We start from the raw sequence: 16,831 nt of genomic DNA, 5'->3' as shown, positions 1-16,831 counted from the left end.
GGGCGAGCGAGGGTGAGAGCCACACGCGGGGCGGTGCGGGCCCATATCGGCCTCGTCGCCCTCGGCGCGGTCCTGTGCGCCGCGCCCGCCCTGCGCCCGGGCGCCGCCACCCCGTGGACCACGCTCGCCCTGCTCGCCGGGCTCCATCTGGCCTGCGAACTCCTCGGCCGCCGCCCCTTCCCGGTCGGCTTCGTCGGCGCGGGCTCGTTCTTCCCGCTGCTGCTCGCCGCCGCCTTCCTGCTCCCGCCCCCGGCGGCGGCGCTCGTCGCCGTCCCGGGCTCCCTCGCGGGCCGGGCCGGCAAACCGCCCGTCACCGCCCGCCGGATCTGGCGCGCCGCCGAGCCGGCCCTCGCCGTCTGGGCGGCCTCCCGCGTCCACGCCCTGCTCGGCGGGCCCGCCGCGCTGGACAGCCCGCCCGACCTGCCCTACGCGCTGCTGCCGGTCTGCGCGGCGGCCCTCGCCTTCAGCGCCGTGCTCGCCGCCCTCGACGGCTCGATCCTGCTCGTCGCGGAACGGCTGCCGGTGCGCCGCGCCTGGCGCGGGCTCCTGCCTCGCTCGCTCGCCCCCCACCTGGTGCACGGCCTCGCCGGGCTGATGATGGCCGTCCTCTGGAACAGCTCCTACGGGCCGCTCGCCGCGCTCTTCGTCCTGCTGCCCATGTACATCTCCTGCTGGGTCTACGCCCAGTACCACCGCGAGCACGCCGCGCACCGCGCCACCATCCGGGCGCTCGTCCAGGCCGTCGACATCAAGGACACCTACACCCGGGGCCACAGCGAACGGGTCGGCCGCGCCTGTGTCCTCATCGCCCACGAACTGGGCCTGGACCGGGAGCGCGTCGAGGTGCTGCGGTTCGCCGGCATCCTCCACGACGTCGGCAAGCTGGGCGTCCCCACCCGCGTCCTGCGCAAGGACGGCCCGCTCACCCCCGAGGAGCGGCGCGTCATCGAGCTGCACCCGGAGTACGGGCACGAGATCGTCCGGGGCATCGGCTTCCTCGGCGAGGCCAGGGCCGCGATCCTGCACCACCACGAACGCCTCGACGGCAGCGGCTACCCGTCCGGGCTCTCCGGCCGGGGCATCCCGGAATGCGCCCGCGTCGTCGCCGTCGCCGACGCCTTCGACGCCATGACCTCGACCCGCTCCTACCGGCGGGCCCGGCCGGTCCCGGCCGCCGTGGAGGAGCTGGAACGGTGCGCCGGCACGCAGTTCGACCCCCAGATGGTGCGGGCCCTGGCGCGGGGCCTGGAGCGGTACGGCTGGTTCGGGGCCGTCACATCGGACGACACGCGGCTGCCGCCGCCTCGGGAGGGGGCCGCCGGGCCCGTCCCCGCGCCGCTGAGCCCCCGGCCGGACGGTGCCGACGGGCAGGGTCCCCGGTGACCCCGGGCCCCGCGACGCTCGGCCTGCGCGGCGCCGCCCTCGTGCTCGCCGCCGCCGGGCTCGGGCACACCCTGTGGCGCGGCGTCCACGATCCGGGGCACGCCCTCGCCTTCGGCGCCCTCATCACCATCGGCGAGCTGGCCCGCTGGGGCGCCCTGCCCGGGGAGCGGGAGCCCGCGCCGCTCGGCGCCGCCGGGGCACTCGCGTACGCCCTGCTCGGGCGCAGCGGCGGGCAGCCCACCAGCCACGGGGTCCTCCAGGTCGTCGCGGTCCTCGCCGCCGCCCAGCTCGTCGCCTCGGTGCCGCAGCTGGCGCGGGGCGCCGGGCCGGGCGCCGACCAGGTGGCCCGGCGGCTGCTGACCGTGACCTTCGCGGCGGTCTGCTTCCAGCCCCTGTACACCGCGGGCCGCAGCGAGCGATGGCTCGGCGACGGTCCGTACTACGCGGCCTTCCTGCTCCTGCTGCTCGGCCTGACCGCCCTCTGCGACGCCGTGCTCGCCGCGCTCCTGCTGCGCGCCCGCACCCGCCCGCGCGGCTCCCGGGAGGCCCCCGCGCCCTTCGGGCCGCTGCTCCGCGACGAGCTGCGGGCGCTCACCGGCATCGGCTCGGCCGTCTGCGCGACCGGCGCGGTCATGGCGCTCGGGGTCGCCGCCGCCGGGCTGTGGGCGCTGCCCGTGCTCTGCGTACCGCTGCTGCTCACCCAGCTCTCGTACCGCCGGTTCGCCGCCGCCCGCACCACGTACCGGCAGACCATCGCCTCGCTCGCCCGGTCCACCGAGATCGCCGGCTACACCCCGCACGGCCACGCCCGCCGGGTGGCCGAGCTGTGCACCGCCGTCGGGCGCGAGATGGGCCTGTCCGGGCCGGAGCTCACCGTCCTGGAGTACGCGGCGCTGATGCACGACATCGGCCAGTTGTCGCTGGTCGACCCGGTGCCGGACGGGGCGACGGCCCTGCTGCCGGCCGCCGAGCAGCGCCGGATCGCGCTGCTCGGCGGCGCGGTGGTCCGGCAGACCGGGGTGGACGCGAAGGTCGCCGTCGTGGTGGAGCGCCAGGCCGACCCCTACCGGGAGCAGCCGCTGTCCGCCAGGATCGTCCGGGCGGTGAACGCATACGACGACCTCAGCGGGGAAAGTCTCTCCGGGCCACTGGGTGCGCTGGAACAGCTCAGGCTCGGAACCGGGCACGACTACCAGCCGCAGGTGGTGGAGTCCTTGGCCCGGGTTCTGGCCCGGGGCGGCCTGACCCCCGTCCCGCCCGGGTAACCGATGGGTAATGAGCGGGCGTCCGGCCCGGCATGGTTGGATGCGAAGAGAGCGGTAGAACGAGGGTGTCCAGTCGGGACAGGCGGGAATCGTGAGGATCTTCGGGAAGGTACGGCATCGGCCGTCCGCCTCTTGGCGGCAGGCCACGGACCGCGCGTTCACGCTGATCGGCGACGGCCGGTACGAGGACGCGGGGGCGCTGCTGACACGCGCGGCGGACCTGGAGCCCTGGCTCTCCGAGTCATGGTTCAACCTGGCGCTGCTGCACAAGTTCCGGCACGACTGGGAACAGGCGAGGGCCGCCGGGCTGCGGGCCGTCGCCCTGCTCGACAAGGAGTCCGGAGCCCCGGACTGGTGGAACGTGGGCATCGCCGCGACCGCCCTCCAGGACTGGCCGCTGGCGCGCCGCGCCTGGCAGGCGTACGGGCTGAAGGTCCCGGGCGGCGGTCAGCAGACCCCGGCCGCGGGCAACGAGCCGGTCGGCATGGAGCTGGGCAGCGCGGCGGTACGGCTGTCGCCGGAGGGCGAGGCCGAGGTCGTCTGGGGCCGCCGTCTCGACCCGGCCCGGATAGAGGTGCTGTCGATCCCGCTGCCGTCGTCCGGGCGGCGCTGGGGCGAGGTCGTGCTGCACGACGGGGTGTCGAACGGCGAGCGGATCACCGCGGCGGGCCCCTCCTACCCGGTGTTCGACGAGATCGAGCTGTGGGCCCCGTCGCCCGTGCCGACCTGGGTGGTGCTGCTGGAGGCGGCCACGGAGGCGGACCGGGACGCGCTGGAGCAGCTGGCCTCGGACGCGGGGTTCGCCGCCGAGGACTGGTCCTCGTCGGTGCGGCTGCTGTGCCGGGCCTGTTCGGAGAGCCGGATGGAGAGCGACGAGGGCGACGGCGAGCACCTGGACCCGCACGACCACAGCGAGCCGGGGCATCCGGGCCCGCTGGGGCACCGCACGGCCGGTGAGCTGTGGGTGCCGGAGCGTGAGTGCGGTCTCGCGGCCCCGGCCGGTCTGGTGCGCGGGCTGCTGGACGGCTGGGTGGCGGACAGCCCGGACAGCCGTGAGTGGCGGGATCTCGAAGAAGTCTGCTGACCCGTGCCCGTAGGCTATGGACGCACCGATTCGGGTTTTGAGGAAGGCGTACGGCGGACATGGCGCAGCAGGAGACGGACGAGCAGGTCAGCGTCGACGAGGAGGGCTTCCTCATCGACACCGAGGACTGTGAGGCGCGCGAGACGGCACACCGCGAGCGCGGTACCTCCCGTCCGATCACGGTCGTGGGCAACCCGGTCCTGCACAAGGAGTGCAAGGACGTCACGGAGTTCGGCGACGAGCTGGCCGCGCTGATCGACGACATGTTCGCGAGCCAGCGCACGGCGGAGGGCGTCGGCCTGGCCGCCAACCAGATCGGCGTCGACCTCAAGGTCTTCGTCTACGACTGCCCCGACGACGAGGGCGTGCGGCACGTCGGTGCCATCTGCAACCCGGTCCTGGAGGAGCTGCCGCCGGAGGCGCGGGTCCTGGACGACTCCGGCGAGGGCTGCCTCTCCGTGCCGACGGCGTACGCCAAGCTGGCCCGCCCGGACTACGCGGTGGTGCGCGGCCAGGACGCCAAGGGCAACCCGGTCCGGGTGCGCGGCACGGGCTACTTCGCGCGCTGCCTCCAGCACGAGACGGACCACCTGTACGGCTACCTGTACATCGACCGGCTCTCCAAGCGCGAGCGCAAGGACGCGCTGCGGCAGATGGCGGAGAACACCCCGCGCTACGAGGTCGTCCCGAACGACTGAGCCGGTGCGGCGAACGCGGCGCGGGCCCGTCCCGCGCCGCGTTCGCCTCTCCGTCAACCTCCGTTTCTACACGCGTAGTTGACGGGGACCCTCGCATCCGACAGGCTCGTGCCGCAGGCCTTCCACAGCCCAGACATCCAACAGCGGTAGGGAGCCCCCGTGATCAGACGTTCCGCACGACTCCTGCTCAGCCTTGTCATGACCATGGCGTTCGCGTTGGGCGGTGCCGTGGTCACCGCCGGCACCGCGCACGCCGACGGCTGCTACACCTGGACCCGCACCCTGAGGCCCGGCGCCACCGGCAACGACGTGAAACAGCTGCAGATCCGGGTCGCCGGCTACCCCGGCTACAACTCGGTCCTGGCCATCGACGGCTCGTACGGCCCCGCCACCACCGCCGCCGTCAAGCGCTTCCAGGCCGCCTACGGGCTGGCCGCCGACGGCATCGCGGGCCCCGACACCCAGGCCAAGATCTACGCCCTCCAGGACAACGACTGCACCCCGGCGCACTTCACGTACGCCGAGATGAACCGCTGCAACAGCACCTGGTCGGGCGGCGCGGTCTCGGCGGCCACGGCGAAGGCCAACGCGCTGAGCACCATGTGGAAGCTGGAGGCGCTGCGCCACGCGCTCGGCGACCGGCCCATCAACATCAACAGCGGGTTCCGCTCCACGTCCTGCAACAGCGCCGTCGGCGGCGCGTCGAACAGCCGCCATCTGTACGGGGACGCGGCCGACCTCGGCGGGATCGCCTTCTGCACCCTCGCCAAGGAGGCCCGCTACCACGGCTTCAACGGGATTCTCGGCCCGGGCTACCCGGACCACAACGACCACGTCCACGTGAACCAGGGCCCCAGCCACCACTGGTCGGCGCCCAACTGCGGCGTCTGACACCCCTCACGGGGTCCGTCGGGCCCGGTCAGGCAGCCTCGCCGACCGCCGACGGGCCCCTGAAGGTGCGCCGGTACGCCTGCGGCGTGGTGCCCAGGGCGCGTACGAACTGGTGGCGCAGCGCCGCCGCCGTCCCGAAGCCGGTGCGGTCGGCGATGGTGTCGACGGTCTCGTCGGAGCTCTCCAGGAGGTGCTGGGCCAGCAGGACGCGCTGGCGCAGCAGCCAGCGGTACGGAGTGGTGCCGGTCTCCTGCTGGAAGCGGCGGGCGAAGGTGCGCGGCGACATGTGCGCCCGGTCCGCGAGCTGTTCGACGGTGATCTCGCGGTCGAGGTGGCGCTCCATCCAGGCCAGTGTGCCGCCCACCGTGTCGCACCGGGTGCGCGGCAGAGGCCGCTGGACGTACTGCGCCTGCCCGCCGTCCCGGTGCGGCGGCACCACCATCCGGCGGGCGATGGTGTTGGCGACGGCGGGCCCGTAGGCCCGGCGGACCAGGTGCAGGCAGGCGTCGATCCCCGCGGCCGTCCCCGCCGACGTGGTGACCGGCCCGTCCTCCACGTACAGCACGTCCGGCTCGACGGCGGCCTCGGGGAAGCGGCGGGCCAGGTCGTCGGCGTGCCGCCAGTGCGTGGTGCAGCGGCGGCCGTCGAGCAGCCCGGCCGCGCCCAGGAGGTACGCCCCCGAGCAGACGCTGAGCACCTGGGCCCCCCGCTCCACGGCCCGGCGCAGGGCGGTCAGGACCTCCTCGGGGAACTCGCGCTGCCCGAAGCGGCTGCCGGCCGGTACGGCGACGAGGTCCGCCTCCTCCAGCCGGTCGAGGCCGTGGGGGGTGTGGATCGTGAAGCCGGCGTGGGTCCGCAGCTGGGGCCCCTCGCCGGAGACCACCGCGAAATCGTGCACCGGCAGGCCCTCGTCGCTGCGGTCGAGGCCGAACACCTCGCAGAGCACCCCGAGTTCGAAGGGGTGGACGTCATCGAGCAGCAGGGCGGCGACGTTGTTCAGCATGGACCCAGTGTGGCAGTAATTCGATGTCGTATGACAGTCCTGCCACTGCCGGATCTCCTCCGGAACGAGGACAGTAGAGGCATGAACACATTCCTGAACTTCCTCGGCATTTCCGCACTTTCCGCCCTCGTCCTGCTGCCGGCGCTGATCGGCGCCGCCCGCGAGCGCCGCATCGACCGCCAGCTGCGCGCGGCGGAACAGGACCGGAGCACCCGCCCACCCCGAACGGCGGACGCCGCGCGGCCGGTGGGGGCCGCACGGCGTCCGTACGTCAGGAGCTGGGCGAGGATCTAGAAGTCGTCGTCGAAGGCGACCGTGCCCTCGACGGCCACCTGGTACGCCGAGGGGCGGCGCTCGAAGAAGTTCGTGAGCTCCTGGACCCCCTGGAGCTCCATGAACGAGAACGGGTTCTGCGATCCGTACACCGCCGGGAAGCCCAGCCGGGTGAGCCGCTGGTCGGCGACGCACTGAAGGTACTCGCGCATCGACTCGGTGTTCATGCCGGGCAGCCCGTCGCCGCACAGGTCGCGGCCGAACTGCAGCTCCGCCTCGACGGCCTCCTTCAGCATGTCGGTGACCTGCTGCCGGAGGGCGTCGTCGAAGAGGTCCGGCTCCTCCGCGCGGACCGTGTCCACGACCTCGAACGCGAAGTTCATGTGCATGGTCTCGTCGCGGAAGACCCAGTTGGTCCCCGTGGCGAGACCGTGCAGCAGCCCGCGCGAGCGGAACCAGTACACGTAGGCGAAGGCGCCGTAGAAGAACAGCCCCTCGATGCACGCCGCGAAGCAGATCAGGTTCAGCAGGAAGCGACGGCGGTCCGCCTTCGACTCCAGCCGGTCGATCTCCTCCACCGAGTCCATCCACCGGAAGCAGAACTGCGCCTTCTCGCGGATCGAGGGGATGTTCTGCACCGCCGCGAACGCCGCCGCGCGGTCGTCCGGGTCGGGCAGATAGGTGTCGAGCAGCGTCAGATAGAACTGGACGTGCACGGCCTCCTCGAACAGCTGCCGCGACAGATACAGCCGGGCCTCGGGGGAGTTGATGTGCTTGTACAGCGTCAGCACCAGGTTGTTGGCGACGATCGAGTCACCGGTCGCGAAGAACGCCACCAGCCGCCCGATCAGGTGCTGCTCGGCGGGCGTCATCCTCGCGAGGTCCGGCACGTCCGAGTGGAGGTCGACCTCCTCCACGTGCCAGGTGTTCTTGATCGCGTCCCGGTAGCGCTCGTAGAAGTCCGGGTAGCGCATGGGCCGCAGGGTCAGTTCGAAGCCCGGGTCGAGCAGGTTCCGTCCGGTGGTCGTGGTGGTCATCACTGGCATGCCTCGCAGGACTCGGGGTTTTCCAGGGAACAGGCGACGGCGTCCGCGTCGGGCGCCTGCGCCTGCTGTACGGGGACGGGGGCGGCGGCCGGCGCGGCACCGGAGGCGGCACGGGCGATCCGGGTCGCCGGGCGGGAGCGCAGGTAGTACGTGGTCTTCAGGCCCTGCTTCCAGGCGTACGCGTACATCGAGGAGAGCTTGCCGATGGTCGGCGTCTCCAGGAAGAGGTTGAGCGACTGGCTCTGGTCGAGGAACGGCGTACGGGCCGCCGCCATGTCGATCAGGCCGCGCTGCGGGATCTCCCACGCCGTGCGGTACAGCGCCCGCACGTCCGCCGGGATCCACCCGAAGCCCTGCACCGAGCCGTTCGACTCGCGCAGCGCCTCACGCGTCCGCGCGTCCCACACGCCGAGCCGCTTCAGCTCGTCCACCAGATAGCCGTTGACCTGGAGGAACTCACCGCTGAGGGTCTCCCGCTTGAAGAGGTTCGAGACCTGGGGCTCGACGCACTCGTAGACCCCCGCGATCGAGGCGATCGTCGCGGTCGGGGCGATCGCCAGGAGCAGCGAGTTGCGCATCCCGGTCCTCGCGATCCGGGCCCGCAGCGCCTCCCAGCGCTCCGGCCAGTTCAGCTCCACGTCGTAGTGGTCCGGGTGCAGCACCCCGCGCGCGGCCCGGGTCTCCGGCCAGGCGGGCAGCGGACCGGACCGTTCCGCGAGGTCGCAGGACGCCTCGTACGCGGCGAGCATGACGCGCTCCGCGATCCGGGCCGAGAGCGCCCGGGCCTCCGGGGAGTCGAAGGGCAGCCGCAGCTGGAAGAAGACGTCCTGGAGGCCCATCGCGCCCAGGCCCACCGGCCGCCAGCGGGCGTTGGACCGGCCGGCCTGCTCGGTCGGGTAGAAGTTGATGTCGACGACCCGGTCGAGGAAGGTCACCGCGGTCCGCACGGTGGCGTCCAGCCGCTCCCAGTCGATCGAGGAACCCTTGACGAACGCGCCGAGGTTGACCGAGCCCAGGTTGCAGACGGCGGTCTCGCCGTCGTCGGTGACCTCCAGGATCTCGGTGCACAGGTTCGAGGAGTGCACGACCCTGCCCGGCTCGGCGGTCTGGTTCGCCGTGCGGTTGGAGGCGTCCTTGAACGTCATCCAGCCCTGACCGGTCTGCGCCAGGGTCCGCATCATCCGGCCGTACAGCTCGCGGGCCGGCATGGTCTTGCGGGCCAGCCCCTTCGCCTCGGCCGCCCGGTACGCGGCGTCGAACGCGTCGCCCCACAGGTCGACCAGCTCCGGCACGTCCGCCGGGGAGAACAGCGACCAGGCGGTGTCCGCGTCGACGCGGCGCATGAACTCGTCCGGAATCCAGTGCGCCAGGTTCAGGTTGTGCGTGCGCCGCTGGTCCTCGCCCGTGTTGTCGCGCAGCTCCAGGAACTCCTCGATGTCCGCGTGCCAGGTCTCCAGGTAGACCGCGGCGGCGCCCTTGCGCCGGCCGCCCTGGTTCACGGCGGCGACGGAGGCGTCCAGCGTCTTCAGGAACGGCACGATGCCGTTGGAGTGCCCGTTGGTGCCCCGGATCAGCGAACCCCGGGCGCGGACGCGGGAGTACGAGAGGCCGATGCCGCCCGCGTGCTTCGACAGGCGGGCCACCTGGTGGTAGCGGTCGTAGATGGAGTCCAGCTCGTCCAGCGGCGAGTCGAGCAGGTAGCAGGACGACATCTGCGGGTGGCGGGTGCCGGAGTTGAAGAGCGTCGGCGAGGACGGCAGGTAGTCCAGCCGGCTCATCAGCCCGTACAGCGCCGCGACCTCGTCCAGCGCCCGCCCGGAGGTGTCCTCGGCGAGCCCGGCGGCGACCCGGAGCATGAAGTGCTGGGGGGTCTCGATGACCTGCCGGGTGAGCGGGTGGCGCAGCAGGTAGCGGCTGTGCAGGGTGCGCAGCCCGAAGTAGCCGAAGCGGTCGTCGGCCCCGGCCGCGAGTGCGCCCTCGACCAGGGCGTCCAGGGCGGCGGCGTGCAGCGTCACGAACTCGGCGGTCCGGTCCGCGATCAGGCCCTCGCGGTGGCCCACGGCGATGGACGCGGAGAACGAGACGGCGCCCTGGCCCGCGGCCTCGTCCGCGATGGACCGGGTGAGCAGACGGGCGGCGAGGCGGGAGTAGGCGGGGTCCTCGGAGATCAGGCCCGCCGCGGCCTCGGTGGCCAGTGAGCGCAGCTCCGCCTCGTCCGACCGGGCGTTGCGGCCGCGCAGGGCGGCGGCGGCGACGCGCCCGGGGTCGGTGTCGGGCAGATCGGCGGTGAGGCCGGTCAGGGTCCGCAGCAGTGCGGTGCCGGGGCCGTCGCTCGCGGTTCCCGTTGATCCGGCTGTGGAAACCGGATCGGCTGGCGCGATGGTCACGTGGTGCTCTCCCTCGCTCGGCTCCGGTCCGGCGGGGGAGCGGGGGCAGCCGGGCAGGAGCGGGCCCGGGCAGGGCGGCACTCCGTGCGGCGTCCACCGGCCCATCCCACGAGGCCCGGACGTCTGGGCGTCCGGTTCGGTCGAGCCGGACGCGCTGTCGGCAGGTCCTCGGACTGACGGGTGCGCGAAAGCACACCGGATACACCGTTGCGGGACAGTTCCGGATTTGCACCGGATTCCCCTGCGGCGACAGCGAGCATGAGCATACATGTGGGGGCCGCCCTGTCGGACGGCCCCCACATGTTGTGTCGCGTGGCGTAGAGGTGTGCGGTCAGTGACCGCCCGGCGCCCCCGCCGTGGCCGGCGGCAGCTTCTGCTGGACACCCGGGTCGCCCGCGTCCGCGGTGTAGTCGGCCGGGGAGGTCTCGTCGGACCCGGCGGGCGCCTTCACGGCGTTCAGGACGAAGGTGAGGACGACGACGACCACGACGTTCAGCACGAACGCGGTGAGGCCGATGTAGCCGATCTCGCCGAGGCCGGGAATCTCCTTGGAGGACCCGCCGAAGTGCTGCTGGGAGCCGTTCGGGCTCGCGACCCCGTACGCGGCCAGGGTGCCGTAGACCATGCCGGCCGCCCACCCGGCGATCAGCGCCCAGCGGTGGAACCACCGGGTGAACAGGCCGCCGACCAGGGCCGGCATCGTCTGGAGGATCCAGATCCCGCCCAGCAGCTGGAAGTTGATCGCGACGGTCTTGTCCATGGTGAGGACGAAGGCCAGCGCGCCGACCTTGACCAGCAGCGAGACCAGCTTGGAGACCTTGGTCTCCTGCTCGGGCGTCGCGTCCGGCTTCAGGAAGTCCTTGTAGATGTTGCGCGTGAACAGGTTCGCCGCGGCGATGGACATGATCGCGGCCGGCACCAGCGCGCCGATGCCGATGGCGGCGAAGGCCACGCCCGAGAACCAGTCGGGGAACATGTTCTCGAACAGCTGCGGGATGGCGAGCTGGCCGTTCTCCACCTGCACGCCGGCGGCGATCGCCATGAAGCCCAGCAGCGCGAGCAGGCCCAGCATCAGCGAGTACAGCGGCAGGATGGTGGTGTTGCGGCGGATCACCTCACGGCTGCGGCTGGAGAGCGTCGCCGTGATCGAGTGGGGGTACATGAAGAGCGCCAGCGCGGACCCGAGCGCCAGGGTGGCGTATCCCCAGTGGCCGGCCTCGGGGGGCGCGAGCGCGCCGGTCGGCGGCTTCCCGGGCGGCGCGAACTTGTCCTTGGCGGCGGCGAAGATGTCGTCGAAGCCGCCGAGTTTGATCGGGATGTAGATGATCGCCACGGCGATGACCAGGTAGATCAGCCCGTCCTTGACGAACGCGATCAGCGCGGGCGCCCGCAGCCCCGAGGAGTAGGTGTACGCGGCGAGCACCGCGAACGCGATCAGCAGCGGCAGGTCCTTGACGAACCAGTTGGTGTCCTCGCCGCCGCCGACGCCCATCACGTCCAGCACCGCCTGGATGCCGACGAGCTGGAGGGCGATGTAGGGCATGGTGGCGAGGATGCCGGTGACCGCGACGGCCAGCGAAAGACCCTTCGAGCCGAACCGGCCGCGGACGAAGTCCGAGGTGGTGACGTAGCCGTGCTTGTGCGAGACCGACCACAGGCGCGGCAGGAAGGTGAAGATCAGCGGATACACCAGGATGGTGTACGGCACCGCGAAGAAGCCGGACGCGCCGGCCGCGTAGATCGCCGCGGGCACGGCGACGAAGGTGTACGCGGTGTAGAGGTCGCCGCCGAGCAGGAACCAGGTGACCCAGGTGCCGAACGACCGTCCGCCCAGGCCCCATTCGTCGAGGGTGGCCTCGTTCTCGGCCTTGCGCCAGCGGGCGGCCAGGAAGCCCATGACCGTGACGGCCGCGAAGAAGAAGATGAAGACGCCGAGCGCGACGCCGTTCACGCCGTCCTTCATGCCGACGCACCCCCCTTGCGGGCGCGCTGGTCACGCTGCCACAGCTTGTACGCGATCATGGTGAGCGCGGTGGAGATCAGCACCCAGAGCATCTGGTACCAGTAGAAGAACGGGATGCCGATGAAGGTCGGGTCGATCTTCGCGTACGAACTCACCCAGAGCATCGCCACGAACGGCGCGATGAGACACAGGGCGATGACCACCCGCAGCGGTGTGACGGTGGGTGGCTTTCCTTCTGGTTCTTGCGGCATGGCGGCGACTCCGTCCCCTCGCTGATCACCTGTAATGCGCAGGAAATCTAGGCGAGGGTCCCGGTCACCGTCACCCCCCGTCCGCATTGCGGTCCGGCAACGGTCGGCGCGGCCCGGCCGGATGGCCCAAATAGCGGCAAACGTACCGGGGTTGGTCCAGTCCAATCCGGACCCGGGGAACGCCGAACGGCCCCCGGGGGCGGGTCCGGGGGCCGTTCGGGGGGACGTGCGTACGGGGGGTCAGTCCAGCGGCCGCTTCAGGCGGGCCACGAACTTGTAGCGGTCACCGCGGTAGACCGAGCGCACCCACTCGACCGGTTCGCCCTGCTCGTCCAGCGAGTGCCGGGAGAGCATCAGCATCGGCAGGCCGACGTCGGTGCCGAGCAGCCCGGCCTCGCGCGGGGTGGCCAGGGAGGTCTCGATGGTCTCCTCGGCCTCGGCCAGCCGGACGTCGTACACCTCGGAGAGCGCGGTGTAGAGCGAGGTGTACTTGACCAGGGAACGGCGCAGCGCGGGAAAGCGCTTGGCCGAGAGGTGCGTGGTCTCGATGGCCATCGGCTCGCCGCTCGCCAGGCGCAGGCGCTCGATGCGCAGGACCCGCCCGCCGGCGCTGATGTCGAGCAGCCCGGCGAGGGTGTCGTCGGCGGTGACGTAGCCGATGTCCAGGAGCTGGGAGGTCGGTTCGAGGCCCTGGGCGCGCATGTCCTCGGTGTACGAGGTGAGTTGCAGGGCCTGGGAGACCTTCGGCTTGGCGACGAAGGTGCCCTTGCCCTGGATGCGTTCCAGCCGGCCCTCGACGACCAGTTCCTGGAGCGCCTGGCGCACGGTGGTGCGCGAGGTGTCGAACTCGGCGGCCAGGGTCCGTTCCGGGGGGACGGGGGTGCCCGGCGGCATGGTGTCGGTCATGTCGAGGAGATGTCGCTTCAGCCGGTAGTACTTCGGTACGCGCGCGGTGCGCGTCCCGGCGCCCGTGCCCGTCTCGTTCTCCGAACTGCCCCCGTCGGCGCCCATGGCCCGCCTTCCCGACTGCTGCGTTGCTGCCGTCACCGGCTCCTCCGTCTGTCGCGGCTCACATGGTGGCACGGTCCGGTCACGGCTCGTCGCCCTCCCTCAGGTGTCGGTCCTATAACGGACGCGAGTGCACTTCTTATACACCCTTGACACCCCTAAAGGTCTAGGCCAAGCTCCCGGTACTGGTCTAAACCATTAAAGACCAGGTCCCAGCCCCAGAGGTACTCGTCGACGTTCTCGCGCGGTGGGGAGGGGGTTGCAGCATCCCTGAGGAGGGTGGCGTGAAGCGCAAGCTCATCGCGGCGATCGGCGTCGCGGGCATGTTGGTTTCCATCGCGGCGTGTGGTTCGGACGACAAGACGTCCTCGAAGGACCCGAAGGACCGCAAGGAAGACCTGACTGTCTGGCTCATGGGCGAGGCCCAGTCGACCTGGCCCGAACTGGTCAAGGACGTCAACGCCCAGTTCAAGAAGAAGTACCCCAACGTCACGGTCAAGGTCCAGTACCAGCAGTGGGCGGACAAGGTCAAGAAGCTCGACACCTCCCTCGGTGGCGACAAGTTCCCGGACGTTGTCGAACTCGGCAACACCGAGACCATGCAGTACATCCTCAACGGCGCGCTCGGCGAGATCGACACCTCGAAGTACGAGAACTCGGACACCTGGATCAAGGGTCTGAAGGACACCTGCTCCTACGAGGGCAAGATCTACTGCGTTCCTTACTACGCCAGTGCCCGTCTGGCGGTCTACAACAAGGACATGCTGAAGGCCGGTACCGGCAGCGACACCCTCCCGCAGAACGAGGACGACTTCCTCAAGGCGATGGACAAGGTCCAGGCCGAGCTCGCGAAGAAGGACAAGCGCGCCTCGTCCCTGTACTACCCGGGCCGTTACTGGTACGCCGCGATGTCCTACGTCGCGGCCGAGGGCGGCCAGATCGCCAAGTACGACGAGGGCTCGAAGGAGTGGAAGGCCAGCCTCTCCACCCCCGAGGCGCAGAAGGGCATCCAGCACTTCGTCGACCTGGTCAAGAAGTACAACAAGGCCGACCAGACGAAGGACGAGCAGGACCACGCCAACGTCATGGCCAACGAGAAGGCCGCGGTCATCTACGGCCAGGCCTGGGAGGCCGGCAGCGTCACCACGGGCGAGAACGGCAACCCGAAGCTGGACGGCAAGATCGCCACGGCCGGTATGCCCGGCCCGAACGGCAAGGCGCTCCCGTCCTTCATCGGCGGCTCCGACCTCGCCACCATCTCCAAGTCCAAGGTCCAGGACCTCGGCCAGGAGTGGATCTCCCTCTTCACCAACGCGAAGTCCATGGACGTCCTCGCGTCGAAGAACATCCTCCCGAACAACGAGAAGCAGCTTGAGCCGCTGAAGGCCAAGCCCGAGACGGCCGCCATCGCCAACGCGGTGCCGGACGCCTGGTTCACGCCGATCGCGCCGGGCTGGGCCTCCATCGAGAAGGAGGAGATTCTGGAGAACATGCTCCTGAAGATCCTCAAGGGCACGTCCGTCGCCGACGCCACCAAGAAGGCCGACAGCGAGATCGACGCACTGATCAACAAGAAGGCCTGAGCCTTCTGATCGCCAGGCGGGGGCCCGGCACCGCGCCGGGCCCCCGCCCCCTTTCGCACAAGAACGCCGTGTTTTCCGGGGGCTGCCTCGGACCCGCGATGGAAGGTCAGCCACGTGACTGCCGCCGATACCAAGGCCGCCGGGCCACCGGTCCCCGTACCACGTGATCCCAAGGCGGACGGGAGCCCGCTGTCCGATGAGGGCGGCAAGCCCCTGAAGCAGAAGAGGAAGCGGAAGAAGGGCGAACTGCTGCCCTACTTCCTGATCCTCCCGGCGATCGTGGCGATCGCCGCCGTCTACCTCTACCCCCTCGCCAAGACCGTCATCATGTCGTTCCAGGACATGGGCCGGCGCGAGCTGTGGACCGGTGATCCCGCACCCTGGGTCGGCTTCGACCAGTTCACCAACATCCTCGGGGACTCCGAGTTCTGGTGGGTGACCTTCCGCACCGTCGTCTTCATGGCCATCTGCGTGACGCTGACCATGGGCATCGGGCTGCTGATCTCCCTGCTGATGCGCCGGCTGTCCAACTGGGTGCGGCTCATCCTGACCTTCTGCATGATCGCCGCCTGGTCGATGCCGCTGATGGTCGCCGCCTCCATCTTCCGGTTCATGGCCGACTCCGACTACGGCCTCATCAACACCCTCATCGCCAAGGTCGTCGGCGACGACTGGCTCGGCCACAACTGGTACCTCGACCCGGTCCAGGGCTTCGCGATCATCACGCTGCTGGTCGTCTGGGGCGCCATCCCGTTCGTCGTCGTCACGCTGTACGCCGCCCTCACCCAGGTCCCGCAGGAACTGGAGGAGGCCGCCTCGCTCGACGGCGCCACCAGCTTCGGCATCTTCCGCTACGTGACCTGGCCGGTCATCAAGCCGGTCTTCAGCATGGTCTCCACGCTGTCGGTGATCTGGGACTTCAACGTCTTCGGCCAGATCTGGCTGCTGCGCGGCAGCAAGCCCGAACCCGAATACGAGACCCTCGGCCTCTACTCGTACTCCAAGGCCTTCGAGTCCACCTCCTTCAGTCAGGGCACCGCGATCGCCCTGATCACGGTGCTCCTGCTGTCCGCGGTGGCCGTGTACTACCTGCGCCAGCTCATGAAGACGGGAGAGGTCGAATGAGCACCACGACGACCGACACACCCCAGGCCCTGCGCCCGGACCGCAAGAAGACCCGGGTCGGCCTGAACATCCTCGGCCTCGGCATCGCCCTGGTCATGGTCTTCCCGGTCTACTGGCTGGTGATCAGCGCCTTGCGGCCCAGCCGCGAGATCCGCTCGTACGACCAGACCCTGTGGCCCTCGTCGATCACCTTCGACAACTTCGTCAAGGCCGTGGACCAGCCGAACTTCGGCACCGCGGTCCAGTCCAGCCTGATCGTCTCGATCACCGCCGTCGTCGGCGGCATGATCATCGCCACCCTGGCGGCCCTGGCCATCGGCCGGTTCCGCTTCTTCGGCCGCAAGGCCCTGGTCCTGATCCTGATCCTGGTCCAGATGCTGCCGCCCACGGCGATGCTCATCCCGATCTACGCCCAGCTCAACGCCATGGGCGGCATCGACGAGTACTGGAGCCTGATCGTCGTCTACCTGGTCTCCACGCTGCCGTTCGCGACGATCATGATCCGCGGCTTCGTGGTGAACATCCCGGTGGAGCTGGAGGAGTCCGCCATGGTGGACGGCTGCACCCGCTTCGGCGCCTTCCGCCGGGTGATCCTGCCGCTGCTCGCGCCCGGCCTCGCCGCCGCGTCGATCTTCGCGCTGGTGAACGCGTGGAACGAGTACCTCTTCGCCTACATCCTGATCAACGACAACTCCAAGTACACGCTCAACGTGTGGCTGATGACGTTCACCAGTGAGCGCGGTACGGACTACGGCGCCCTGATGGCGGCGTCCACCATGATCGCTCTTCCGGTCGTCATCTTCTTCATGTTCGTGCAGAAGAAGATGGCCGCGGGGCTCACCTCCGGCGCCGTGAAGGGATAACGCCGCCC

General features: G+C 70.6%; 15 protein-coding genes and 1 riboswitch. Of the genes, 9 read left to right on the top strand and 6 right to left on the bottom strand.

The window, feature by feature from the left end; translation table 11 throughout:
* Positions 1-12 precede the first annotated feature (12 nt).
* The 5 genes from FKN01_RS19200 (at position 13) to FKN01_RS19180 (ending at position 5,321) form a co-directional block, all read left to right on the top strand.
* Entirely contained in the window at positions 13-1,383 is a 1,371-nt protein-coding gene (locus FKN01_RS19200; RefSeq protein ID WP_143622218.1) for an HD-GYP domain-containing protein, read from the top strand.
* Positions 1,380-2,648, top strand: coding sequence for an HD-GYP domain-containing protein (locus tag FKN01_RS19195; protein ID WP_143622217.1), 1,269 nt, complete (start codon positions 1,380-1,382; stop codon positions 2,646-2,648). The genes FKN01_RS19200 and FKN01_RS19195 overlap by 4 nt, the downstream gene beginning before the upstream one ends.
* 91 nt (positions 2,649-2,739) lie before the next feature.
* Positions 2,740-3,732 (top strand): hypothetical protein, encoded by a 993-nt coding sequence (locus tag FKN01_RS19190; RefSeq protein WP_143622215.1) that lies wholly within the window; start codon positions 2,740-2,742, stop codon positions 3,730-3,732.
* A gap of 59 nt (positions 3,733-3,791) precedes the next feature.
* Entirely contained in the window at positions 3,792-4,430 is a 639-nt protein-coding gene (def, locus tag FKN01_RS19185) for a peptide deformylase (RefSeq protein WP_073964049.1), read from the top strand.
* A 159-nt stretch (positions 4,431-4,589) separates the two neighbouring features.
* On the top strand, positions 4,590-5,321 hold the full coding sequence (locus tag FKN01_RS19180) for a D-Ala-D-Ala carboxypeptidase family metallohydrolase (protein WP_185992901.1): 732 nt from the start codon (positions 4,590-4,592) through the stop codon (positions 5,319-5,321).
* A 28-nt stretch (positions 5,322-5,349) separates the two neighbouring features.
* Here the strand turns inward: FKN01_RS19180 and FKN01_RS19175 are convergent, their stop codons facing one another.
* Positions 5,350-6,324 carry a GlxA family transcriptional regulator gene (locus FKN01_RS19175; protein WP_143622213.1) on the bottom strand — a complete coding sequence of 325 codons (975 nt, stop codon included), beginning with the start codon at positions 6,322-6,324 and terminating at the stop codon, positions 5,350-5,352.
* 81 nt (positions 6,325-6,405) lie between these two features.
* Here FKN01_RS19175 and FKN01_RS19170 point away from each other — a divergent pair, with 81 nt between their 5' ends.
* A complete protein-coding gene (locus FKN01_RS19170; protein WP_143622211.1) occupies positions 6,406-6,618 on the top strand; it encodes a hypothetical protein in 213 nt (70 codons plus the stop codon).
* Here FKN01_RS19170 and FKN01_RS19165 read toward each other — a convergent pair.
* From FKN01_RS19165 to FKN01_RS19145, 5 genes are all read right to left on the bottom strand, one after another.
* Positions 6,615-7,634 carry a ribonucleotide-diphosphate reductase subunit beta gene (locus FKN01_RS19165; protein WP_185992900.1) on the bottom strand — a complete coding sequence of 340 codons (1,020 nt, stop codon included), beginning with the start codon at positions 7,632-7,634 and terminating at the stop codon, positions 6,615-6,617. The genes FKN01_RS19170 and FKN01_RS19165 overlap by 4 nt on opposite strands.
* Positions 7,634-10,030, bottom strand: coding sequence for a ribonucleoside-diphosphate reductase subunit alpha (locus FKN01_RS19160; protein WP_143622208.1), 2,397 nt, complete (start codon positions 10,028-10,030; stop codon positions 7,634-7,636). The genes FKN01_RS19165 and FKN01_RS19160 overlap by 1 nt, the downstream gene beginning before the upstream one ends.
* A gap of 141 nt (positions 10,031-10,171) precedes the next feature.
* Positions 10,172-10,303: riboswitch (cobalamin riboswitch) on the bottom strand.
* Positions 10,304-10,361: 58 nt separating this feature from the next.
* On the bottom strand, positions 10,362-11,993 hold the full coding sequence (gene mctP / locus FKN01_RS19155) for a monocarboxylate uptake permease MctP (protein WP_143622206.1): 1,632 nt from the start codon (positions 11,991-11,993) through the stop codon (positions 10,362-10,364).
* Entirely contained in the window at positions 11,990-12,244 is a 255-nt protein-coding gene (locus FKN01_RS19150) for a DUF3311 domain-containing protein (protein ID WP_143622204.1), read from the bottom strand. Before FKN01_RS19150 ends, mctP begins: the two co-directional genes overlap by 4 nt.
* A gap of 240 nt (positions 12,245-12,484) precedes the next feature.
* Positions 12,485-13,255: a GntR family transcriptional regulator gene (locus FKN01_RS19145; RefSeq protein WP_143622313.1), complete on the bottom strand. Its 771-nt coding sequence runs from the start codon at positions 13,253-13,255 to the stop codon at positions 12,485-12,487.
* Between the two features lie 281 nt (positions 13,256-13,536).
* Between FKN01_RS19145 and FKN01_RS19140 the strand changes: the two genes are divergently transcribed.
* From FKN01_RS19140 to FKN01_RS19130, 3 genes are all read left to right on the top strand, one after another.
* Positions 13,537-14,835 (top strand): sugar ABC transporter substrate-binding protein, encoded by a 1,299-nt coding sequence (locus tag FKN01_RS19140; RefSeq protein ID WP_143622202.1) that lies wholly within the window; start codon positions 13,537-13,539, stop codon positions 14,833-14,835.
* Between the two features lie 114 nt (positions 14,836-14,949).
* A complete protein-coding gene (locus tag FKN01_RS19135; protein ID WP_143622199.1) occupies positions 14,950-15,960 on the top strand; it encodes a carbohydrate ABC transporter permease in 1,011 nt (336 codons plus the stop codon).
* A complete protein-coding gene (locus FKN01_RS19130; protein ID WP_143622197.1) occupies positions 15,957-16,823 on the top strand; it encodes a carbohydrate ABC transporter permease in 867 nt (288 codons plus the stop codon). Before FKN01_RS19135 ends, FKN01_RS19130 begins: the two co-directional genes overlap by 4 nt.
* Positions 16,824-16,831 lie beyond the last annotated feature (8 nt).

Source organism: Streptomyces sp. 130 (assembly GCF_007096885.1).
Lineage (GTDB): Bacteria > Actinomycetota > Actinomycetes > Streptomycetales > Streptomycetaceae > Streptomyces.
The sequence above is the reverse complement of the archived record's forward strand: the minus strand, read 5'-3'. Positions and strand labels throughout refer to the sequence as shown.

Bases quoted from the DNA above. Each gene is read 5' to 3' on its own strand.
- def (WP_073964049.1), top strand. From the start codon at position 3,792: ATGGCGCAGCAGGAGACGGACGAGCAGGTCAGCGTCGACGAGGAGGGC.
- FKN01_RS19175 (WP_143622213.1), bottom strand. From the start codon at position 6,324: ATGCTGAACAACGTCGCCGCCCTGCTGCTCGATGACGTCCACCCCTTC.
- FKN01_RS19170 (WP_143622211.1), top strand. From the start codon at position 6,406: ATGAACACATTCCTGAACTTCCTCGGCATTTCCGCACTTTCCGCCCTC.
- FKN01_RS19165 (WP_185992900.1), bottom strand. From the start codon at position 7,634: ATGACCACCACGACCACCGGACGGAACCTGCTCGACCCGGGCTTCGAA.
- mctP (WP_143622206.1), bottom strand. From the start codon at position 11,993: ATGAAGGACGGCGTGAACGGCGTCGCGCTCGGCGTCTTCATCTTCTTC.
- FKN01_RS19150 (WP_143622204.1), bottom strand. From the start codon at position 12,244: ATGCCGCAAGAACCAGAAGGAAAGCCACCCACCGTCACACCGCTGCGG.
- FKN01_RS19145 (WP_143622313.1), bottom strand. From the start codon at position 13,255: ATGGGCGCCGACGGGGGCAGTTCGGAGAACGAGACGGGCACGGGCGCC.
- FKN01_RS19130 (WP_143622197.1), top strand. From the start codon at position 15,957: ATGAGCACCACGACGACCGACACACCCCAGGCCCTGCGCCCGGACCGC.